The sequence below is a fragment of the Wolbachia endosymbiont (group B) of Silvanus unidentatus genome, assembly GCF_964028615.1.
GTDB lineage: Bacteria > Pseudomonadota > Alphaproteobacteria > Rickettsiales > Anaplasmataceae > Wolbachia.
In genome coordinates, this window is sequence record NZ_OZ034795.1 from 326,723 (window position 1) to 348,104 (window position 21,382).

The following is a 21,382-nucleotide window of genomic DNA, read 5'->3' on the forward strand; positions in this document are numbered from 1 at the left end:
ATTTTTTTATTCATTAATTTAAGTTGACATTTGTTTTATACTGGTTTTATAATACCTTTTGATTCTTACTTGTAAGATAATTGGTACGACAAATTTTCCTATTTGTAGTGAGAGGGTATACATGGGGATATTAATAACAGGTGCTGCAGGTTTGATAGGGTCAACCTTGGTGAAAAAGTTAGAAAACCAGGGCCATGAAGTAATAAGCTGTGATATTAGGTTTCGCAACAATCCACTCAGTTTTTTTTCAGAAGATATAGTACCACTACTTGCTAAGTGTACAGGAATTATTCATCTGGCTGCAATTTCTCGAGTTATACATGGTGAACTTTATCCTGAACTGTGTAAAAAAATTAATGTTGATGGTACAATGCAGTTTTTAGGGTTATGTAAGTCACTTCCAAATAAACCATGGTTTATATATGCAAGTAGTAGGGAAGTCTATGGAGAGCAGAAGGAACTGCCGGTTACAGAATCTGCTAGTATCGATCCAATAAATAATTATGCCAAAGGTAAAGCATTTATTGAGAAGCAAATAACAAGTTTAAAAGATTTTAATGTAGCAATATTACGCTTTTCAAATGTATACGGTGGTTTACTAGATCATAACAGTAGAGTAATTCCCGCACTCTGTATTAATGCATTAAGAGGTGATCCAATTAAAATAGAAGGTAAAGAATGTGTTTTTGATTTTACCTACTTGGATGATGTTATAGAGGGTATATGCTTAACTGTTAAATATTTACAAAGTGAAAAATCTTCTCTTCCTGCTATTCATCTTACTACTAATAGCCCATGTACTTTAGAAAACTTAGCAAAAACAATATTAAAAGTCACGAAAAGTGATTCTAGAATTGATTTTTATCCTCCAAGAAATTTTGACGTAACTAAGTTCCATGGTGATTTTACTAGAGCTAAAGAGCTACTTGGTTGGTCTCCAAAGCATTCATTAGAAGTAGGATTAAGCAATTTTATAAAAAGTCTACAAAACAATATACAAGAGTATCCTAACAATATAGATATGGTAATATATGAAAATATTAAAAGTTATTCATGGTTACCCTCCTTATTATAGCGCTGGTTCAGAGGTTTACAGCCAAACTCTTGCTCATGAACTAGCAAATAACAATGAGGTACAAGTATTTACTAGGTATGAAAATAGCTTTTTACCTGATTTTTATTACACTACAGTCCTAGATCGTAGTGATTCTCGAATCTTACTGCATTTAATTAATATACCCATAGCTAAATATCGTTATAAATTTATTAATGAAGAAGTAGATATAAAATTTAAAAGAGTAATAGATAACTTTCAGCCAGATCTTATACATTTTGGTCATCTTAATCATCTATCAATTACTTTACCAGAAATTGCTTTTAAAGAAAATATACCTACAATTTTTACGCTACATGACTTTTGGTTAATGTGTCCAAGAGGAAGGTTTATTCAACGCAATTCTGAAGATTTATTACAGCTTTGTGATGGACAAAAGGATCAAAAATGTGCAACCCAATGTTACAAGGGATATTTTACAGGAGATGAAGAATTCCTGAATTCAGACCTAAATTATTGGGAACAATGGGTTGCAACTAGAATGAAGCACACAAGGAAAATAATAGACTATATAGATTACTTTATTTCCCCATCGAAATTCTTGATGGATAAATTTACTCAGGATTTTTATGTTCCGATAAACAAAATTTCTTATCTTGATTATGGTTTTGATCTCAATCGTCTTAAGAATAGAAATAGAGTACAAGAAAAAGAGTTTATTTTCGGTTATATTGGTACTCATACTCCCGAAAAAGGTGTTGATCTATTATTGAAAGCTTTTTCTCACTTATCATCTAAAGCAAAACTTAGAATTTGGGGAGCAGCAAGAGAAGAAACTAAAGCTTTAAAAGCGATTGCCGATCAGTTTTCACCTGTTGTTAAAGAAAGAATAGAGTGGATGGGAAGTTATGATAATAAGAATATAGTTACTGACGTATTTAATAAAGTTGATGCAATAGTCGTTCCTTCAATTTGGGGTGAAAATTCACCGTTAGTAATACATGAAGCACAGCAACTTAGAATACCAGTTATAACAGCCGATTATGGTGGTATGGCAGAATATGTAAGAGATGGACTATTATTTAAGCACAGAGATGCAAGTAGTTTGTCAGAAAAAATGCAAGTCCTATCTACAAATCAGGAGTTATACAATAAACTTACCCAAAAAGGCTATCCTTATACTAAAAATGGAAATATACCTTCTATAGGTGAGCATACTGAGAAACTTAACAAGATTTACCGTAATGCTATTGAAAAGAAAGGCAAATCAGTAGCTGTGAAACCTGGTCCTTGGAGAATTACTTTTGATACTAATCCAGATTACTGCAATTTTGCTTGTATAATGTGCGAATGTTTTTCACCATACAGCAAAGTTAAAGAAGAGAAGAAAGCTAAAGGAATAAAACCTAAGATACTGTCGATAGAAACTATCAGAAAAGTAATTAAGGAAGCAGCTGGCACACCTTTAAGGGAAATCATTCCTTCTACTATGGGTGAGCCTTTAATGTATAAAAGCTTTGATGAAATAATCAATTTGTGCCATGAGTTCGGCCTTAAGCTTAACCTCACAACCAATGGTTCTTTTCCCATTAAAGGAGCTAGAAAATGGGCTGAACTATTGGTACCAATTTTATCTGATGTTAAGATTTCCTGGAATGGGGCAACTAAAGAAACTCATGAAAGAATCATGAAAGGTTCAAAATGGGAAGTAGTGACAGAAAATTTAAAAACTTTCCTTGAAGTTAGAGATAAATACTTTAGCGATACAGGTGAAAGGTGTACCGTTACTTTACAATTAACATTTTTGGAAAGTAATTTACATGAACTCTATGACATAGTTAAGATGGCCATAAAAAATGGCATAGATAGAGTTAAAGGACATCATCTTTGGGCACATTTTGAGGAAATTAAGGATCTATCTATGAGAAGAGATGAGTTAGCAATTAGTAGATGGAATACAGAGGTGAGAAGGTTATATGAGCTTAGAGATAATATGCTATTACCAAATGGTAAAAAGATAAAATTAGAAAATTTTACAATTCTTTCTCAAGAAGGTATTAAGGATTTGGCTCCAGGTGGTCAATGCCCATTTTTAGGTAAAGAAGCATGGATAAACAATGAAGGAAAGTTTAGTCCTTGCTGTGCTCCAGATGAACTCCGTAAGACATTAGGAAATTTTGGTAATGTTAATGAGGTTAAACTCGAGGAAATATGGCAGAGTAGTGAGTACCTAAGCTTACAAAAGAATTATTTAAATTACAAATTATGCAAAACATGCAACATGAGAAAACCTTTGATCAATTAATCAAAGATAATCTTAAATCTATTAAAATTTCACCGTGTGAGAGTTTTCACGAATTACTAGGAAATCCTTTGTATGAAGATAGGTTTATAAAGGTTGGTAAATTTCATGAGCCCGGTCTTGCACCGGTTTATGATCAGACAGGTGCTTATCATATCAATGTAAGAGGAGAAGCAGTTTATCATCATAGATTTCTAAAAACTTTTGGATTCTACTTTAATAGAGCGGCCGTAGAAGATGATACAGGGTGTTACCATATTGATTCATCTGGATGTAGAGTATACAAACAGTCGTATCAATGGATTGGAAATTATCAGGAAGATATTTGTGTAGTTAGAAGACATGATAAATGTTTTCATATTAATTTAAATGGCAACAGGATTTATCAGGAGGAATATGATTATGTTGGAGATTTTAAGGATGGTATCGCTGTAGTCTATAAGGATGGTAAAGCTACACATATTAATCATCATGGAAAGTTAGTACATAATAAATGGTATAAAAAACTTAATGTTTTTCATAAAGGGTATTCTATTGCAGAAGATCAACATGGTTGGTTTCATATAGATATTAATGGTGATCCTGTTTACCAGCAGAGATTTAAAATGGTAGAAGCATTTTATAATGGGATGGCAAAAGTTGAAACTTTTGAAGGTGTGTTAGGACAAATCGATATTACCGGAAATGTAAAGTTTAGTATTTTTGATTTAGGTAAAGAATCTCAAGTGCATAGGATTTCTGCAGAACTTTCAGCCTTTTGGAAAACTTACCTAACAAGCGTTGCTATTGAACTTGATTTGTTAAATATTTTACCTGCAACTGTGCCGTTTTTATCTAAAAAGTTAAACATTATCGTACCAAATCTAGAAAGGCTGTTAAGGGCGTTGTGGGAAATAGGGTTTATTGATTACGATAAGGACGAGGACTTATGGAAACTATCATCAAAAGGTAAGTGTTTTAAGGAAATACCATTTTTGCCAAAAGCAGCAACAATGTGGGCAAGAGTTGCCGCTGAAAAGAATTGGTTAAAGATGGCCGATATACTAAAACAGAAGTCTATCTCTTCATTTGAATCTTTTAAGGAAAGAGAAGCATCAGAAGATAAGAAAATAGCATTTTACCAAGCATTACTAGGATATTCTAGGTTTGATACTAAAGAGTTTAATTCTAGAATTAATATAGATGATGCTAAGAATATATTGCTATTTGGTGTACACTCTTTATTTCTTGCTTATTCTGATATACACAATAAAGGTTCCATAGGCCTATATAACGAACATAAAGTGCCAAGACAGTTAGTAGAAAATTTAAAAGTCAAACTTATAACTCAGGAAGAACTATCAGCTACAAATTATGAATTAGGTGTCTTTTGCCGCTTTCTACAGCATTATGATGATGATAAAGTATTATCTTATTTAAAATTGGTCAAAGGAATATCTCGTATTTTATTGATAGAAACTATTTTAGATTACCGCTCTCCAGATGGAGGCTCTGTAGATATTAATGTAATGGTTGAAACAGGAGGTAAACTAAGAACATTAAGCAATTGGGAAAAAATACTCAAACAAGTAAAAGGATTCAAAATTTTTGCTGTTATACCTTTAACAGATTACTTATCAGTTATTGATGTCAGGTGTTAATCATATGGAAACATTACAAAAAAATGGTTTTTTTATTATCAAAAATCTGGTTCCTTTAGAGCTAATAACTCAGTCTTTAAGTGATATAACAAATAAGATATCAAAGCTATCCCAAGAACTAAGTGTTTCAACTTCTGACTACTTAAACTGTACCGGCAGATGGGGCACGTCATCTCAAGTAACTAGAATTATCTCTCAAGCATTAGATGAAATTATTAAAAATTACCTTGAAAAGTCACTTCAGTGTCAGATACTGCAGAAAAAATCAAATGTTATATGTAAAACTGCTGATTTAATAGATGCAGTTCCCTTTCACCAAGACATCTCCTATAGTTTCAATGATCCTTACCACTTTTCTGTTTGGTTAGCTTTGAATAATGTAAGTGAAACTTCAGGTGCACTGCAAATTATAGAAAACAGTCATAAATGGGAAATACAGCCTTTAGTTGATTTTTGGTACCCATATTTTTTTGATCAGTACTCAAGTAATCGGGAAAATTACAAAATTAAGTCACTACCTATTTCAGCAGGAGATGCGATAGTTTTTGATTCACGGTTATGGCATGGTAGTGATAAGAATACAGATGCTAAAGATAGATTTGCTTATGTAACAAGGTGGATTGTAAAAGATCAAGATCTTCCCTATGTGCCAAAACCTCAGCCTTCAGTTTTTGGTATACTCAATTGTGGTGGGTTAACAGAATCTATACTGAGAGAATGCTTGTCATTATTTTGCTACCAGGAAAGTATAAAAGTAAAAAACATGGAAGAACTTATCAAGAGCTGGTTAGCCTTTATTACAGACACAACTACAAATATTTCTGAGATCGACACTACTGAGGCTAAGCGAGATTTATATAAGCTACTTATTCTGAATCGAGCATCAGCACTACATGATGCTGGAGACATCTCAGGAAAAATATACAAAAATTTATGGTTTTCACTACTTGTATTTCTCAATAAAAAAGTCAACGTAGTGGAGCTAGCATTATAAATGAACAGAAGTAGAGTTGATAGCTTCAAATGTGTATTGATGTTCATCTTGAATATAGCATCTAAATTCAAACTTAATGTACTTATAATGTCTTTAGTTGCCCTGGTGGTAGCTGTTGATTTGTCTTTTAGAAAGTATTTAGTAAAAAATATTCTAGATACAGCTGTAAAATATCAGGAAGGTAATGTAATTGAAAATCTTTTATTACCTGTAAGCGCTTATCTTGGTATGGCATTACTTATCACTACTGCTTTTAGATTCTATGGCTATTTTGTTGACATTCAAATGTTTACCTTAATGCGTCAAAAGATAGCTGATATATCTTTTTGTAGGCTACTCCAACAAGACCATTCCTATTATCAGAACAATTTATCTGGAAGCTTAGTACATAAGGTCAGTAGCTTAATGGATAGTGTGATAGAGTTAATAAGATTGCTTATAGATTGTTTTTTCGGTTACAGTATAGCATTAGTCTTAGCTATTTATACCTTATCATTAGTAAACATAAAGTTTGCAATCGCTACATTCACTTGGGTAAGCATTTTTATTTTAGTCTCGATTTTCAGCTTTCGTGTGCTTACTGAATTAGCTGATAATTACTCTAAACAAAATTCACAGGTAATAGCTAGTATAGCAGATAGTATTTTAAATGTTATATCAGTAAGGTTATTTTCTCAGCAAGCACATGAGAGACACAAATTTTTTCAAATATGCAAGAAAAGAACTATTGCAGAGAGAAAATTACAATGGGCATACTTTTGGCTTTGGTTTATATACGGCTATTCATTTGATATACTCCAAGCAGTAAACTTGTATTTTTTAATTCATGATTATCAATTGAACAAAATCGCAATAGGAGATATTGTTCTTGTACTTGGAATTAATATATCGATTATAGAGTTTCTTAACCATCTAACTAGGAATCTTACCCAATTTTCTACTCATTTCGGCAAAGTTTCAGATGCATTGCCAATCTTGACTACCGTACCAGAAATTCAAGATAAGGAAAATGCTAAAGAATTAAATTTATTAAGTGGAAGAATAACGTTTAACAATGTTTCTTTTTCTTATGAAGGTCAGGAGCCATTATTTCAAGATTTCTCAGTTACCATTAATCCTTGCGAAAAGGTAGGTCTAGTTGGTTATTCTGGAGGTGGTAAATCTACTTTTATAAACTTAATTCTAAGGCTATTTGATGTTAAAAAAGGTAATATACAGATTGATAATCAAATAGTATCAGAAGTTACACAGAGTTCTTTGAGGCAACAAATATCTGTAATACCTCAAGACCCATTGTTATTTCATGATACTATTTTAGCAAACATCATATATGGTAAACTTCAATCTACTATCGAAGAAATAATGAGAGCTGCAAAGCTGGCTGGTATTCACGATTTCATTATGACTCTACCAGATCAATATGGAACTACAGTTGGAGAAAAAGGCATCAAGCTATCTGGAGGAGAAAGACAAAGAATAATAATAGCCAGGGCATTTTTAAAAAACGCTCCAATATTATTTCTCGATGAACCAACTAGTCAGTTAGATTCTATAACAGAAAAAACAATTCAAATGAGTTTATTCAAATTGATGAAAAATAAAACTACGATTACTATAGCACACCGTATTTCTACACTTTTACACATGGACCGAATTATAGTATTTAACAAAGGAAAAATTGTCCAAGATGGTAAACACGCTGAATTAGTTTCTAAGCAAGGTCTTTACAAGGAACTTTGGAATGCTCAAATTGGTTGTTTGAATGGCAAGAAATAAGATGGAAAAAATTATTGATCTGAGAAGTGACACTACAACTCTGCAGAGCTCCAACGTTATACATGCAATAAGTAATGCAACTGTTGGAGATTTTGCTTATGGTGAAGACAAAAGCTGTAATGACTTATCAGAATATTGCAAACAATTATTCAAAGTAGAAGAAGCATTATTTGTAACCAGCGGTATGCTTGCAAATAGATTAGCCATTGCCATTCAAACAAGTCCTGGTGATGAACTAATAACTAATTATAATTATCACATTAATTTTTTCGATAGTGCAGGCAATGCAAAAGTAAATAATATCGTATTTAATTGTATTAGAAATAATAGCGGAATCTTAGATGTTGATGAAGTAGAATATGCTATTAATTCTAAGCCGAGGTATAAAATTTTTGCTCAGGTGAGTCTTGTTTCTATAGAAAATAGTATAAATGGGTTTAATGGTAAAATTTATCCTTTTGAAAAACAAGTCGAGTTATATCACTTTTTAAAAGCTCACAATGTAAATCTTCATTTAGACGGTGCAAGAATATTTAATGCTCATATCGAAACAAATATTGCTTTAGCAGATTATGCTAAATATGTGGATACAATGAGCTTTTCTTTTACTAAAGGACTTGGCGCTCCTTTTGGTTCAATGCTTATGGGTAAAAGAGAGATAATTGAAAGGGCTAAAAAGCTACAGGTTTGGCTAGGTAGTGGTTATCATCAGATAGGGTATTGTGCTAATGCAGCAAAATACGTACTACAGAATAATATCTCTAGGCTTAAAGAAGATAATAAGCTCGCTAAATTGTTTGCAGATAAGATTAAAGAAATTCCACACATAAAACTGGTACTACCTTATCCAGAAACTAATATAGTAAGCTTTAGTATAAAAGCACTAAATGTAACTAATGAGGTTTTCTTGAGTAAGTGCCAAGCTTATGGTTTATTGCTTTTTCCTTGGCTCGAGTCTCATATAAGAGCAGTTACCCATCTTGGCACAAAGGAAACAGACATCATGAAAGCTGCTGAAATTATAAAGGAAGTTGTGTTAAATTTAATATGAGAATAAAAATAGATTTCTTTAGCGATTCAAACACTGACCCTTCAGCTAAAATGAGGGAAGCGATGGCTAAAGCAAAAGTTGGAAACGAAGCTGCATGTGAAGATCCAACTGTGAACGAATTAGTGGCAACCGCATGTAAAATATTAGGTAAACCTGCAGGAATCTTTTTGATTTCAGGAACGATGTCCAATGTCATTGCTTATAAAGTACACATTCAAAGACCTGGTGATTACTTGCTGCTTGATGAAACTTCACATCCGCTCATAGTACAATCTGGCTTGATCGCAGCCCAGGCACATGCCACTCCTTTGCCCATCAAAGGTACGAGAGGAATATTTACTGGAGAACAAATTGTTGAGTTTATTACTCGTCCTAGTTTAAGAAATATTCCGAGAGTTGGGCTTGTTTCTATCGAACAAACGACAAATTTTGGTGGTGGAGCTGTGTGGCCTTTAGAATATATTCAAGAGATCTCAAGTCTCTGCAAAGAGAATGACGTATTCACTCATTTAGATGGAGCAAGACTGTTCAACGCTTGTGCTCATACTAAAATATCTCCAAAAGAGTATGCAAGTTATTTTGATTCGGTATTCATTGATTTTAGTAAAGGATTAGGTGCTCCAATGGGCGCAATATTGCTTGGAAGTGAAGAGTTTATTGAAAAAGCTTGGTACTATAAGTTTCAAATTGGCGGAGGTATGCACCAAGCTGGCATTATTTCAGCTGCATGTTTATATGCTTTACATAATAATATAAATTGTTTAGAGGAAGATCATAAAAAGATGCAGCACCTTATAGAAGGCCTAGACTCCATAGATCAAGTTATAATTGATATCGACCTATACAAAACTAATATAGCGTATTTTTCATTACGTACTAATTGTATATCTACTCAAGAATTAATAAACGTACTAGTTACAAATTATGGAATTAGAATGGCTAACATCAAAGGTAAAATCAGAGCTATAACACATAGAGATATAAGCTATGAAGATATTAATACTACTGTATCTGCTATAAGAAAGATACTAAGTAATTTTCTGCACTAATTGTTTGCAAACTTCTTGTCAAACAATATTATACCAATATAGTATTATGCTAGCATCTGCATAGAGCTATTTGGGAATAGGTGTGAACTTTGTCTTCTTTCAATATTTACTATTCTTCTGTGGATATATGCTGCTTTATTTATCAAGACAAAGTATACCAATTGCTCTACCACTGTTAATAGATACTGACCATGTAAAATTAAGCTATTTTTTTGCCTGCTTTTCTTTTTTTTATGGAGTATCAAAATTTGTTAATGGAATAATCATGGACTCCAAAAATAATCCATTATTTATGTTTGGGCTATGCAATATTGCAACTGGATTATTAACCATTGGTATAACTTTATCATATAATAATCTAACTTTATTACTGTTAACATTAATATTATTAGCTTGGACACAAGGGTTAGGTTGGCCAGCTATTACCAAGTTTATGGTTACAAACTCTAGCATCTCTTCAATTGCATCATCATGGGGAGTTATGAGCGCATCTCAGCAACTTGGTTCTTGTATTACTTTAATTGTATTACCAAGTATAATTAAAATATATGATGCAAAAAGTGCATTTTTGTACTCTGGTCTCTTATGCTTACTTTTTGGAATTTATATAATATTAAAAGCATATTACAAAGAAAGTGCCAACTTTACTACCTATTATAAGGTGCAGAAATCTCAAATAGGTATCAAGGTAACAAGTTCCATATGGTTTCTATGTTGTGCTACTTTTTGTGCTTATATTATAAAAATGGGAATCTTCTTTTGGTTTCCTATAATTTTAAAGAATAAATTACAAATTTCTCTTGTACAATCCTCACTAATAACAGGCGTATATGATTTAGGTGGAATCCTTGGAACTTTAATAACAGGAAGAATTAGTGATATGTACTTCTTTCAAAATAGAAGCTTGCTGGCATCACTTTATATGTTGGGTATAGCACTCACTTTTATTGCAATGAACTTTGGTCAAAACATAATTCTTATGAACCTTGGTGCAATCTTATCAGGATTCTTTATATTTGGAGTGCAAGTACTGACAGGTGTTATAGCTGTAGAAATTGCTCCACAAAATAATGTATGTGCAATTGTAAGCTTAACAGGATTATTTGGGTATATTGCAAGTTCAATATTTTCATGCGTGCTCTTAGGAGTACTTGTTAAGCACTGTGGTAACAGTATTATGTTTTCATTTTTTTCCATTTGCTCTGTTGTTGCACTCGTTTGCTTTTCCATACTATCAAGCAAAGATCTTAAAAAACTAAGTAAAGCGGTGTAAAAAAAATTTCTCAACAGTTAAACTTTGTAGATAGATTTTTTACCCAAGGAATAAATATGGTAACCATATCTTAGTAATAGCTCGCTATCTAATAAATTACGGAAATCAAAAATATTAGGTGCAGCCATAATACTCTTTAAACTTGCAAAATCTTGATTTTTAAATTCTTTCCACTCCGTTAATAATAATAAGGCTTCCGCGTCTCTTGCAGCTCCTATAGCGCTGTCCGCGTACTCTATATCCTTTAGAACTTGCCTAGCATTATCCATCCCCATTGGATCATATGCAGTAATTTTAGCCTTGTTATTCACTAGCAATTTTGCAACGTCTATAGCTGGGCTATTTCTTACATCATCAGTACCAGACTTAAAAGTTAGCCCCCATATTGCTATTTTTTTATTTTGGACTCCATTTAATACATATTCTACCTTTTTAGCAATGTTTGTTATATGATTATAGTTAGATTCTTTAACTGAATTTAAAATTTGTAGCTTAACATTGTGGTCTTCAGCAAGCCTTATTAAAGCTGACAAATCTTTAGGAAAACATGATCCTCCAAATCCTGGACCAGCTTTGAGAAATTCCTTACCTATTCTATGGTCCATTCCCATACTGTTAGCTAAAAGGTCAATGTCTGCTCCTAATAGCTCACATAAACCTGCCATCTCATTGATAAAAGCAACCTTTGTTGCTAGAAAGGCATTAGAAGCATATTTAATCATTTCAGCAGTAACTGTATCAGTGACTATTAACGGAATATTCTTATCTATAAATGATCTATATATAACTTCTAGTTTTGCCCTAGCTAGCTTAGTTTTTACTCCTATTATTATCCTATCTGGGTATAAAAAATCTGATACTGCAGAGCCTTGCTTGAGAAACTCTGGATTAACTCCCAAATCAAAGTTATAGCCCTTATTAGATAAATAATTATGTATATTTTCTGCAGTACCAGGAGGAATAGTTGACTTTATCACTATTAAGCAATCTTGATTAACCCTCTCAGAAACTTCACTTACTGCATTATATACATTCTTTAAATTTGCATTTCCTAGGGAGTCTGATGGAGTATCTACAGTTACAAATACTACTTCTGTATTGGGATTTATTTGAGAATACGAATCAAAAAATCTTATCCTTTGTGACTTTATATTATTCTCTAAATAATCTGCTAATCCAGGTTCATATAAGGGAATTTTCCCTGATTTCAAAAGTTCAATCTTCTCAGTATTTATGTCAATGCAATCAACTTTATGGCCCTGCTCCGATAACATTGTACCAGATACTAAGCCTACATACCCTACTCCTATAATAGTTATGTGCATTTTATTATCACCTTAAAAATATAGCTTAGCATCTAAAATAAATACCATTAACAATTATAAACTTTTGTTGTTACATTATTTTTCTTAATTGCCTTACCTTCCGAATAAGCTATAAATAAGGTTGATGGTATTAATATCAAAGTACCATATAAAGCACTTTTATCAGGTAATTCATTAAATATAACGTATGCTACTATTGCAGAAATTATTAGCTCTATGTATCTATAAGGTGCAAGTGCAGTAGCATCAGTAAGAGCAAAAGCTTTTAACATGAAGAACAGAATTAGGTTTGAACTTATTCCTAAAATCAGCAGTAATACTAACTCCAACAAGGAAGGCATATGCCAATAAAATAACAAAGATGGAGTGGAAAAAATTGTTGTTGTTAGAGCTGAGTAAAATAATATACTTATTATTGTCTCCTTCATTACAAGCTTCTTATTAAGTACATCTAGTATAGCGAAGATTAATGCGGATACAATAAAAATAAGAATTTTAGGATTAAAATCCTCACTATAAGCTTTAGTAGTAATAGCAATACCAATAAAACCAATGACAGCTACTACCCATCTTTGCCAAATTATATTTTCTTCCAGAAAAGGAATTGCAAGAAGCATAACAAATAATGGTATTGAGAAACCTATAATTGTTGCAGTTACTATTGGGCAAATAGTCAACCCATAGGTCCATAAGGTCATTCCACAAAACAACAATGCACCTCTAGTTATTTGAATAGATATTCGACTTGTTTTACAAACTCCTATTCCATAGTAAAATATAAAAGGTATAAGAGTAATAGTGCTAAATAAAAAACGGAAAAAGATTATCTTAAAACTTTGAAGGTGTAAACCGAGACACTTTGATATAGTATCATTAACTACACTACTAAGTAAACTGAGTATAAACCAGGTAACTCCAAGCAAATAAGCTCTTAGTCTGTGATCCATAAAACTCCAAATTTAATATTTTATGAGATAACTTTACTGTACAAAAGATCAATAATAGAAAAGGTTTCTTCTATCTACTGTTTAACCATATTCATAAATATTTAGTAGAAATAATTTGAGAAGTGTTATATAAAATGCAGCTTTATTGCATAATTTTAATAAACAGAAATGCTAACTGATTTTTTTGTAATATATGATAATACTTGCGAATACTATCACATTATCAGGAAAAGTAATCGGGAGTACTGACGGCTGTGGCGATTTTACCAACTAGCTCCTCTGCTAGCATTAGCAATATGTGTTTTCAGCATCAATTTTAAAAGCATTAAATTTGAAGTTTATCAAACAACACGAATTAGCAGCAAAACTTTATGAAAATGCTTCAGTTGAGTTAGCTAAACAAGGATTTAGAATGGTTAATATATTGACTATTTTTACTTGTATCTTAAACACAATTCAATTTTCACACTCATCAGCAGTTAGGCCACTTGCTCGCAAAATAACATCAGTAGAAACACCCGCCTTCACTAGATTTTTCGCAACCTTGATCTTTTCTGTTTTTTTAACTTTCTCTTTGCTATTCTTCATATCCCTAGATAAAAATTTCTTCACTAATTCTTGCTCTTCAGTTTTTCTTAGTAAATTAAGTAGTTCACTATCTTCATTTGTTTTAGGCAGCAGAACTTTAATATTCACTGATAATCCTTCTGCTATTTGATATAATTTGTCAAATGATATGGCAGTGTATCCTATTTCATACTCGTGTATTTCCTTGAGTGTTAAACCAACTTTGTTTGCTAAATCTTTCTGAGTATACCTTTTTATCAATCTCCATTCTCTTATTCTTTGCCCTATTCTGTAGTATATAGAATCAGTGCAGACTTCTTTCTCTGTATTATCATACTCGTAAATAGATAAGCCGGTTGCTTGGGAAATTATGTCAACTGAAACCCCTTCTTTCACTAGATTTTTTGCTATTTCCAACCTTGCCTCTTCTTGATTAATTTTTTCGCTAATATGAACAAACCTGACTAATGAAGGTACTATTTTGCCTAACTTTTGATTCTCGTATATTTTCGTTAGATAGAGTATTTCCTCGTCTTCATAGCTGTCTTCCCTTACTATTACTGGTTCAGGTAATAAATCTACAACGTCAACTGATAATACTCTTGCTATTATATATAGTACTTCAATTGGAATAGGAATATACCCATCTTCATAGCTGTTTACTTCTTGGTATGTTAAACCTATTTGACTTGCTAATCCTATTTGAGTATGCCCTCGCATTAACCTACAATTTTCTATTCTTTGCCCTATTCCGTAACTAACATTGCTTGCAGAAACAAACATTTATCCTCCATTTAAGAAAAAAACTTTATTGCTATAATTTTTTTACGAGCTATCCATCTAAAACCATATCAATAGATAAACCTACCGCTTGCAAAATAGTATCAATAGAAATTCCCCCTTTTACTAGATCCTTTGCAACTTTAATCCTTTCTATCTCTCTCACTTTCTCCTCACAAATACGTATCCCTTCAAACAAAGATTTTATTAGTGCATGACGTAGTTCTTGGCTCTCAATTTCTTTGTATTCTTTAATCAAATTCGGTAGCTCATTTTCCACTTTACTACCTTCATCTTCCTCTGTTAGTAGATCTGTAATACTAATCGATAATGTTTCTGCTATCTCATATAATTTTCCCAGTGGAGTAGCTACGCGTCCTTGTTCATAGTTGCTTATTTCGTCACGTGTTGTACTCATTTTCTCCGCTAAATCCTTTTGAGTATACTCTCTCACTAGTCTCCATTCCTTTATCTTTTTGCCTATTTGGTAGTAGATAGAACCAACTTTTTCTTCAACACATTCATCAGCAGACAGACCAATTGTTTTTGCAACAATATCAACAGAAACTCCTGCTTTAACCAGACTCTTTGCAATTTTTATTTTTTCCGATTTTCTACTACTTTTCTCACTAACTTGGACAAATTTGGTTAGCAAACAAAACATCTTACGTAACTCCTGATCGTTAATCTTTTTATATTCTCTTACTAGATTTAATATTTCTTCTTCATCTTCAAGACAGCTTTTTGATACAGGAATAAGATCCGTAATACTGATTGATAGTGCCTCAGTTATAGCATACAACCTTTCAATTGGAACTCTACGATTCCCTTTCTCATATTGCAATATCACCCAGTATTTTACACCAATTTTCTCTGCTAAATCTTTCTGAGTGTACCCTCGCTCTAACCTCCAGCTTTTTAATTTTTCTCCCACTTTATAATCTAGACTTTTTTCCACAAAAAGAACCTTGCATATAATATTTTCTATTATAGCTCAAAGGCTCCAGATATAATAGCCAGACTCTGGAACCTTTAAATTAAAGTGCCCTACAAGTTTCTTTACTATTTTCACGTACTTTGTCTGCCCATGAAAACAATTTTTCACTTACTTCCTTCTGCTTTTCACTCCATATGCCACATCTAGTGAAACTACCTCTTTCTACCGCTTCTTTAAGTTTCACTCCTCCAAAGAGACAGTTTTTTCCTATTTCTTCGCCTCTTTTTTGTAACTCAGCCCACATTTCCTTATTTTCTACTCTCACTTGCACCTGATCTGCCTCTTGGTACAATATAATATTTAGCTTACCAATGCTTGTAGGAAATTCTAACATGATAGAGCTGCCATCTGAAATATCGGTATAGTTTCTTATACCTCCCTTCTCACTTTTAACTTCAACTGCATCATTACCAATTTTTAAGATATTACTTCCTAACTTTCTGTTTGCTTCCAGTATTTTGGCTACCTCTACCTTACTATTCCCAGAAAATTCTATATACGATGTTGTATTATCTATCTCAACATCTATTAATTCTCCTTCTTGCACAGCATTTTCGCCAGCTTCCTCTAGCTCTTCTAGTTGCTTATCTATCTGTGGCTGAACTTCTGGCTGTAGCTCATTATAGATTTCACCTATCAGTTTATTCTGCAGTAGAGTATCATGAAACTCTGCACCACTTAGCATTAATTTACGTATTAGCTTTTTACGATCAGCCTTATCAAATTTATGAAAATGTGTGCCCAGTATCACATATTCCGCGAAGCTCCATTCTCCATCATTACATGCATTTAGCCTTGCTCCAGAAGCTAGTACTTTGTCTATAACTTTGTGCAATTCATTTACGTTTTTTGCCTCTACTATAGAACTCTTAAACCAGCTCAGCTTCTCTGTATTTGGCTTTATTTTTTGCAAAGCTGAGGCAAATGGATTTTTATCTTCTTGATCACTTACAGGTTTTGTGCCATATATATAATCAAGTCCTTTTCCGTAGTTGATTTGAACGTTTCTGCTAGGGAAAGGCATTGTATCTTCCAGTTTTATCTCCTTCTGGCTATTAATTTTACTCACAAATTTAGACTGCTCTATATCAACGCTTTCAAGAGCACCAAATATTTTCTTGTGATTAACATTAGTCTTTTTATTCTGATCTTTACTAGTCATATAAACCTCATATTAAAAATACTTTTTAAGTGTACAATAAACTTTGTTATTATACATTATATTACTCATTATAAATTATAGTGAGCAGATTTGCAAATACTTTCTGCTATAACAATCCGTTTTCTCGAAAGCTAAAATAACCCCCACTTGTAATGATAATATGATCAAATAATCTAACGCTTACAGTACTACATGCTGCTGCTAAGCTCTTTGTTACTTCTTGATCTTCTTCTGAAGGTTCTAAACTTCCCCCAGGGTGGTTGTGTGACATTATTACTAATGTTGCATTCTTTATTAATGCTTTTCTTGTAATTTCCTTTATGTATACTGGTGCTTTTTCCATTTCACCAATATAGGATTCTTCTCCAATTAGTTGACGCCTTTTATTCAAGTACAGTATTTTTACACATTCCCTTTCTGAGTGGCCTATACTTACGTTTAAGTACTCTACTAGCCCTTGTAAGTCCATTATTGGCTCACTTTTGAGCTTTTCTCTCAGTACCCTTTCTAGTGTTTCCTTAACGCACATAATCATTGCTATTGAAGAATCAGTTACTCCTTCTATGACTTTCAGGTCATCCATTTCTCGGCCTAAAATCCTTCCTACTCCCGTATAAGTATTCACCAGATTTTTAGCAATTTCTTGAGCTTGCGGCCTTTCATGTACTGCACTTAGAAACGTTTCCATTATTTCACGATCAAGTAGTGCTTTGCCTTTGCTTTCTAATATTCTGAATTCTATTTCTTCTTTACTTTTATTCATATAATTTACCCTTCACTAACAACAAACTTTTTTTAAATATTTACTGCTGTTTTTTTATCAGCATTGGCATAGAGCCATAGCTTCCGAGTGAAGTCAAATCAATTTTTCAATCTTTTTTACTTATTTTTTCATTAAAAAGTAAAGATGTTAATAGATACTGATTTTTTTACTTAAATTTGTTGAATTTCGCCTAAAGAGAGGCCTGTTATTTGCAAAATAATATCGGTAGAAATTCCTTTTTTAACTAAGTTCTTTGCAATTTTGATTCTTTCTTCTTCTCTAATTTTCTCCTCACAAATTTGTATGCTTTTAAACATAGATTTTATTAGTACATTACGTAGTTCTTGGCTTTCAATCTTTTTGTATTCTTCAATTAAATTCGGTAATTCATTTTCTACTTTACTACCTTCCTCTATTAGAAGATCTGTAATACTAATCGATAATGTTTCTGCTATTGCATATAATTTATCAAGTGGAACAGCAACTCTTCCTTGCTCATAATTGCTTATTTCGTCACGTGTTGTACTCATTTTCTTTGCTAAATCCTTCTGAGTATATTCCCGCACTAGTCTCCATTCTTTTATCTTCTTTCCTATTTTGCAGTATATAGAACCTATTTTTTCTTCAACACATTCATCAGCAGAGAGGCCAATTGCTTGTGAAACAATATCAACAGAAATCCCTGCTTTAACCAGGCCCTTTGCAATTTTTACTTTCTCTGCTTTTTTACTACTTTTCTCACCAACTCGGGTAAATTTTGTTAGCAAGTAAAACACCTTGCGCAACTCTTGATCATTAATCGTTTTATATTTTCTTACTAGATTTAATATTTCCTCTCCCTTATCTTCAAAACAGATTTTTTCATTTGATACAGGAATTAGGTCTACAATACCAATCGACAATATCTCTGCTATAGCATACAACTTTTCAATCGAAATTTTACGTGTTCCTTTTTCATATTGTAGTACTACTTGATACGTTACACTGACTTTCTTCGCTAAATCTTTTTGAGTATATCCTCGCTTTAACCTCCAGTTCCTTACTTTTTGTGCTATCTGATACCTTATTGAGATGTTTGCCATAAATATTATACATGTTAATACTACCAAACAAAGATATACAAAAACTTCTATGTTTGCATTTTAGTTGAATATTTCTTCAGAATTGTGTATAATTATTAATGCTTTTTAGGTACTCTTGCTATGGCTCTCTCGAAGTTTCTGGATCCCAAGAATGATGTCGCATTTCGCCGTATCTTTGGCTCTGAAAAGAATAAAAATATCTTAATTCACTTCCTCAACGATATCTTAGGTTTTTCTACTTCTGATCAAATAATGGAAATTGAATTCCTTAGTACCATTATGGATCCTGAAATTGCCTCTGACAAACAAAGCATTGTTGATGTTCTTTGCAAAGACTCTATTGGTAATAGATTTGTTATCGAAATGCAACTCGCTCGTGATAAAGGCTTTGAGAAACGTGCTCAACTTTATGCTGCTAAAGCTTACTCTCGGCAATTAGATAAATCTGGTAATTACATTCATCTTCAGAAAGTCTTCTTTATTGCTATTTCCAATTGTAACCTTCTGCCTGAAGAAGTTGACTATATTTCTACTCATAATATACGCGATATCAAAACCAATGGGCATTACTTGAAAGATTTACAATTTGTCTTTATTGAGTTGCCTAAATTTACAAAAAATAAGGTAGAGCAATTAGAGAATACTACAGAGAGATGGTGTTTCTTTTTTAAATACGCAGAAGATACAACTGAAGAAGATCTAAAAAAGATAGCAGCAGAAGCTCCGATAATAAAGCTAGCATATGATGAATTAAATAGGTTCAACTGGTCAGAAAAAGAATTTATAGCCTATGAACAAGAGATAAAGCGTATTCGTGATGAACAGGCTGTCCTCGCTCAAAAACTCGATGATGCCACTCAAAAAGGTAGACAAGAAGGCATCCAAATCGGCCATGAAAAAGGCAGAAAAGCAGAGAAAATTGAGGTTGCAAAGAATCTACTTAAAGCAGGAGTTTCTATTGACATTATAACTCAAACTACTGGTCTTTCTGTTGATTATATTGAGAAAATTCAAGAAAAGAAGTTTTAGCCATAACGTTTTTTTATTAAACCCTCTATTCTGGTAATTTTAATATTGCAATCCATTCTAATTTCTGTATAATGCCTTTTTTACATGACACTGTTAATACTTAATAGGGGGGATAATGCCAACACAGAAAGAGCTTCGGGCTACGATGTCCAAAAAATTACAGGAAGCTATTAAACATCCAGATCCAGCAGTTGTTGCCGGGAGGAAGTCAGCTATCAAGAGATGGGTGGGAGTCCTTCAAGATAACTTTATGGAGCACATAAAATACTTTAAGGGTGATAAGTTGAAGTTTTTGCACAATGTATTTCAAGATGAAGGTTGCTGGTCAGGTGTAAGGTTGGATAATGCTGCTTTAGGTCAAAGGTTTACTGAAGAAAAAATAGGTGGAATAGATAATCCACTTCGCAAATATGAGATGGCTTGTAGTTACTGTGTAGTGGATAAAATTCATCCTCTCTTTCAAAAAAGATTTGAATCTTATAGGAACAAGTTTCCTCCTGGTGCATTTGATGGTAAAACTGAAACTGAATTTGGCAAATACGTACGAAACTCGTTACTAGATAGCATAAAGAGGAAAGGTCCTGTATTTGATTTCTGGATCGATAGAGAATCTGGGGAATTAAAGAAGTATGATGCAGTAGAAGGTTTTGACAGTGCTGTAAAACTTAAGTGGAGTGAAGGGGTAGAGTATTTTTATAATCATTTAAAAGAAGAAGATAAGGAAAAGAAGCTCACAGAAGCTATTCTTGCTCTTTCTCGCGTTCAATCTGTTGAGAAAGACGCCCCTATTTTAGATTTTTGTGTAAATAAGATAGTCGATAAAGATACTCTTTTACAGAAATTATCACAGAAAGATAAAGGAGTATATTCCCTTTTTGCTGAATTAATAGAGTCATGTTTTTTTGATACGGTTCATGATTTGGTACAGTGCTGGTGTTATAAAGAAGTTTCAGCAAGAGGAGACTGTTCGGACAAAATATTCTCACAGCGAGACTATGAGCTTTTTCTTTCCTCTCTTTCAGATGTGATGTTGAAAAATCCTGAATCAAATGTTCAAGCTAGATCTCTTATTATGGAATTTTGGGAATGTGGTAGCTTGTATCAATACAGAAAAGCTGCTGTTAATACTTCTAATTATACAGTTCCTACAAGTGGTGTATTTGCAGAGTTAATAGTCAATTGGAGACGAGAAGACATTTATAAGACTGATGAAGAAAAAGAAATAGAGAAAAAAGAAATATTAGATATGATGTCATTTGCCAAAGATTGCTTTCCTGAAAAGTTTGAGCTCTTTAAAAAACTAATAATAAGAGACCTTAGATTATGCGGTAGGGAAGGTAAAAGAGTAAATGTAGATTACGGTCTGTTTGCAGAAGAATTATTCTCTGAGTTAGAGAAAACAATTTTACCACCTGGTCCTGTAGGTGATGGTCCTTGCAGTAATTTGCGATCACGATCTAAAGCTCATGGTAGTAAGAAAACAACTTTGCCAGTTGATGATAGTCCGCAGTCTGAGCTTGGAACTCCTAGTGTAAGTGGTGTTTCTTCTTATAAGAAAAAAAGCGTCTTTACGCTTAGTGGTAATAAGTAA

At 32.8% G+C, this 21,382-nt stretch carries 17 protein-coding genes; 10 read left to right on the top strand and 7 right to left on the bottom strand.

Translation table 11 applies throughout. The annotated features are described in order from the left end of the window. Positions 1 to 121 precede the first annotated feature (121 nt). The 8 genes from ABWU65_RS01470 (at position 122) to ABWU65_RS01505 (ending at position 11,139) form a co-directional block, all read left to right on the top strand. A complete protein-coding gene (locus ABWU65_RS01470) occupies positions 122 to 1,075 on the top strand; it encodes an NAD-dependent epimerase/dehydratase family protein (RefSeq protein ID WP_264376250.1) in 954 nt (317 codons plus the stop codon). Then, positions 1,032 to 3,359 carry a glycosyltransferase gene (locus tag ABWU65_RS01475; protein ID WP_353280116.1) on the top strand — a complete coding sequence of 776 codons (2,328 nt, stop codon included), beginning with the start codon at positions 1,032 to 1,034 and terminating at the stop codon, positions 3,357 to 3,359. Before ABWU65_RS01470 ends, ABWU65_RS01475 begins: the two co-directional genes overlap by 44 nt. Then, on the top strand, positions 3,320 to 4,996 hold the full coding sequence (locus ABWU65_RS01480) for a WG repeat-containing protein (RefSeq protein ID WP_353280118.1): 1,677 nt from the start codon (positions 3,320 to 3,322) through the stop codon (positions 4,994 to 4,996). Before ABWU65_RS01475 ends, ABWU65_RS01480 begins: the two co-directional genes overlap by 40 nt. 4 nt (positions 4,997 to 5,000) lie before the next feature. Then, complete coding sequence (locus ABWU65_RS01485; RefSeq protein ID WP_026097217.1) at positions 5,001 to 5,990, top strand: phytanoyl-CoA dioxygenase family protein; 990 nt, start codon at positions 5,001 to 5,003, stop codon at positions 5,988 to 5,990. Continuing rightward, on the top strand, positions 5,991 to 7,766 hold the full coding sequence (locus tag ABWU65_RS01490) for an ABC transporter ATP-binding protein (RefSeq protein WP_019236560.1): 1,776 nt from the start codon (positions 5,991 to 5,993) through the stop codon (positions 7,764 to 7,766). 1 nt (position 7,767) lies between these two features. Then, entirely contained in the window at positions 7,768 to 8,817 is a 1,050-nt protein-coding gene (locus ABWU65_RS01495) for a threonine aldolase family protein (RefSeq protein ID WP_026097216.1), read from the top strand. After that, positions 8,814 to 9,866: a threonine aldolase family protein gene (locus ABWU65_RS01500; RefSeq protein WP_226079613.1), complete on the top strand. Its 1,053-nt coding sequence runs from the start codon at positions 8,814 to 8,816 to the stop codon at positions 9,864 to 9,866. Before ABWU65_RS01495 ends, ABWU65_RS01500 begins: the two co-directional genes overlap by 4 nt. Positions 9,867 to 9,993: 127 nt before the next feature. Continuing rightward, a complete protein-coding gene (locus tag ABWU65_RS01505; RefSeq protein ID WP_264686281.1) occupies positions 9,994 to 11,139 on the top strand; it encodes an MFS transporter in 1,146 nt (381 codons plus the stop codon). Between the two features lie 17 nt (positions 11,140 to 11,156). Here the strand turns inward: ABWU65_RS01505 and ABWU65_RS01510 are convergent, their stop codons facing one another. The 7 genes from ABWU65_RS01510 to ABWU65_RS01540 all read right to left on the bottom strand — a co-directional run bounded on the left by ABWU65_RS01510 (position 11,157) and on the right by ABWU65_RS01540 (position 18,762). After that, positions 11,157 to 12,464, bottom strand: coding sequence for a UDP-glucose dehydrogenase family protein (locus ABWU65_RS01510; RefSeq protein ID WP_019236556.1), 1,308 nt, complete (start codon positions 12,462 to 12,464; stop codon positions 11,157 to 11,159). A 47-nt stretch (positions 12,465 to 12,511) separates the two neighbouring features. Further along, a complete protein-coding gene (locus tag ABWU65_RS01515) occupies positions 12,512 to 13,411 on the bottom strand; it encodes a DMT family transporter (protein WP_019236555.1) in 900 nt (299 codons plus the stop codon). Positions 13,412 to 13,867: 456 nt separating this feature from the next. Beyond that, positions 13,868 to 14,761: a helix-turn-helix domain-containing protein gene (locus tag ABWU65_RS01520; protein WP_250120255.1), complete on the bottom strand. Its 894-nt coding sequence runs from the start codon at positions 14,759 to 14,761 to the stop codon at positions 13,868 to 13,870. Between the two features lie 49 nt (positions 14,762 to 14,810). After that, positions 14,811 to 15,716 carry a helix-turn-helix domain-containing protein gene (locus tag ABWU65_RS01525; RefSeq protein WP_019236554.1) on the bottom strand — a complete coding sequence of 302 codons (906 nt, stop codon included), beginning with the start codon at positions 15,714 to 15,716 and terminating at the stop codon, positions 14,811 to 14,813. Positions 15,717 to 15,795: 79 nt separating this feature from the next. Continuing rightward, positions 15,796 to 16,917 (bottom strand): hypothetical protein, encoded by a 1,122-nt coding sequence (locus tag ABWU65_RS01530; RefSeq protein ID WP_019236553.1) that lies wholly within the window; start codon positions 16,915 to 16,917, stop codon positions 15,796 to 15,798. A gap of 106 nt (positions 16,918 to 17,023) precedes the next feature. After that, positions 17,024 to 17,680, bottom strand: a complete 657-nt coding sequence (locus ABWU65_RS01535) for a RadC family protein (RefSeq protein ID WP_264377317.1) — start codon at positions 17,678 to 17,680, stop codon at positions 17,024 to 17,026. 170 nt (positions 17,681 to 17,850) lie between these two features. Then, complete coding sequence (locus ABWU65_RS01540; protein ID WP_264336145.1) at positions 17,851 to 18,762, bottom strand: helix-turn-helix domain-containing protein; 912 nt, start codon at positions 18,760 to 18,762, stop codon at positions 17,851 to 17,853. Between the two features lie 120 nt (positions 18,763 to 18,882). On the opposite strand from ABWU65_RS01540, the gene ABWU65_RS01545 reads away from it, so the two are divergent. Together ABWU65_RS01545 and ABWU65_RS01550 are read left to right on the top strand one after the other, a co-directional pair. Then, entirely contained in the window at positions 18,883 to 19,791 is a 909-nt protein-coding gene (locus ABWU65_RS01545; protein WP_019236550.1) for an Rpn family recombination-promoting nuclease/putative transposase, read from the top strand. Between the two features lie 115 nt (positions 19,792 to 19,906). Then, positions 19,907 to 21,382 (top strand): hypothetical protein, encoded by a 1,476-nt coding sequence (locus ABWU65_RS01550; protein ID WP_019236549.1) that lies wholly within the window; start codon positions 19,907 to 19,909, stop codon positions 21,380 to 21,382.

What these genes read in the sequence shown, in the direction of transcription:
- ABWU65_RS01470 (WP_264376250.1), top strand. Translation starts at nt 122, where the DNA reads ATGGGGATATTAATAACAGGTGCTGCAGGTTTGATAGGGTCAACCTTG.
- ABWU65_RS01475 (WP_353280116.1), top strand. Translation starts at nt 1,032, where the DNA reads ATGAAAATATTAAAAGTTATTCATGGTTACCCTCCTTATTATAGCGCT.
- ABWU65_RS01480 (WP_353280118.1), top strand. Translation starts at nt 3,320, where the DNA reads ATGCAAAACATGCAACATGAGAAAACCTTTGATCAATTAATCAAAGAT.
- ABWU65_RS01485 (WP_026097217.1), top strand. Translation starts at nt 5,001, where the DNA reads ATGGAAACATTACAAAAAAATGGTTTTTTTATTATCAAAAATCTGGTT.
- ABWU65_RS01490 (WP_019236560.1), top strand. Translation starts at nt 5,991, where the DNA reads ATGAACAGAAGTAGAGTTGATAGCTTCAAATGTGTATTGATGTTCATC.
- ABWU65_RS01495 (WP_026097216.1), top strand. Translation starts at nt 7,768, where the DNA reads ATGGAAAAAATTATTGATCTGAGAAGTGACACTACAACTCTGCAGAGC.
- ABWU65_RS01500 (WP_226079613.1), top strand. Translation starts at nt 8,814, where the DNA reads ATGAGAATAAAAATAGATTTCTTTAGCGATTCAAACACTGACCCTTCA.
- ABWU65_RS01505 (WP_264686281.1), top strand. Translation starts at nt 9,994, where the DNA reads ATGCTGCTTTATTTATCAAGACAAAGTATACCAATTGCTCTACCACTG.
- ABWU65_RS01510 (WP_019236556.1), bottom strand. Translation starts at nt 12,464, where the DNA reads ATGCACATAACTATTATAGGAGTAGGGTATGTAGGCTTAGTATCTGGT.
- ABWU65_RS01515 (WP_019236555.1), bottom strand. Translation starts at nt 13,411, where the DNA reads ATGGATCACAGACTAAGAGCTTATTTGCTTGGAGTTACCTGGTTTATA.
- ABWU65_RS01520 (WP_250120255.1), bottom strand. Translation starts at nt 14,761, where the DNA reads ATGTTTGTTTCTGCAAGCAATGTTAGTTACGGAATAGGGCAAAGAATA.
- ABWU65_RS01530 (WP_019236553.1), bottom strand. Translation starts at nt 16,917, where the DNA reads ATGACTAGTAAAGATCAGAATAAAAAGACTAATGTTAATCACAAGAAA.
- ABWU65_RS01535 (WP_264377317.1), bottom strand. Translation starts at nt 17,680, where the DNA reads ATGAATAAAAGTAAAGAAGAAATAGAATTCAGAATATTAGAAAGCAAA.
- ABWU65_RS01540 (WP_264336145.1), bottom strand. Translation starts at nt 18,762, where the DNA reads ATGGCAAACATCTCAATAAGGTATCAGATAGCACAAAAAGTAAGGAAC.
- ABWU65_RS01545 (WP_019236550.1), top strand. Translation starts at nt 18,883, where the DNA reads ATGGCTCTCTCGAAGTTTCTGGATCCCAAGAATGATGTCGCATTTCGC.
- ABWU65_RS01550 (WP_019236549.1), top strand. Translation starts at nt 19,907, where the DNA reads ATGCCAACACAGAAAGAGCTTCGGGCTACGATGTCCAAAAAATTACAG.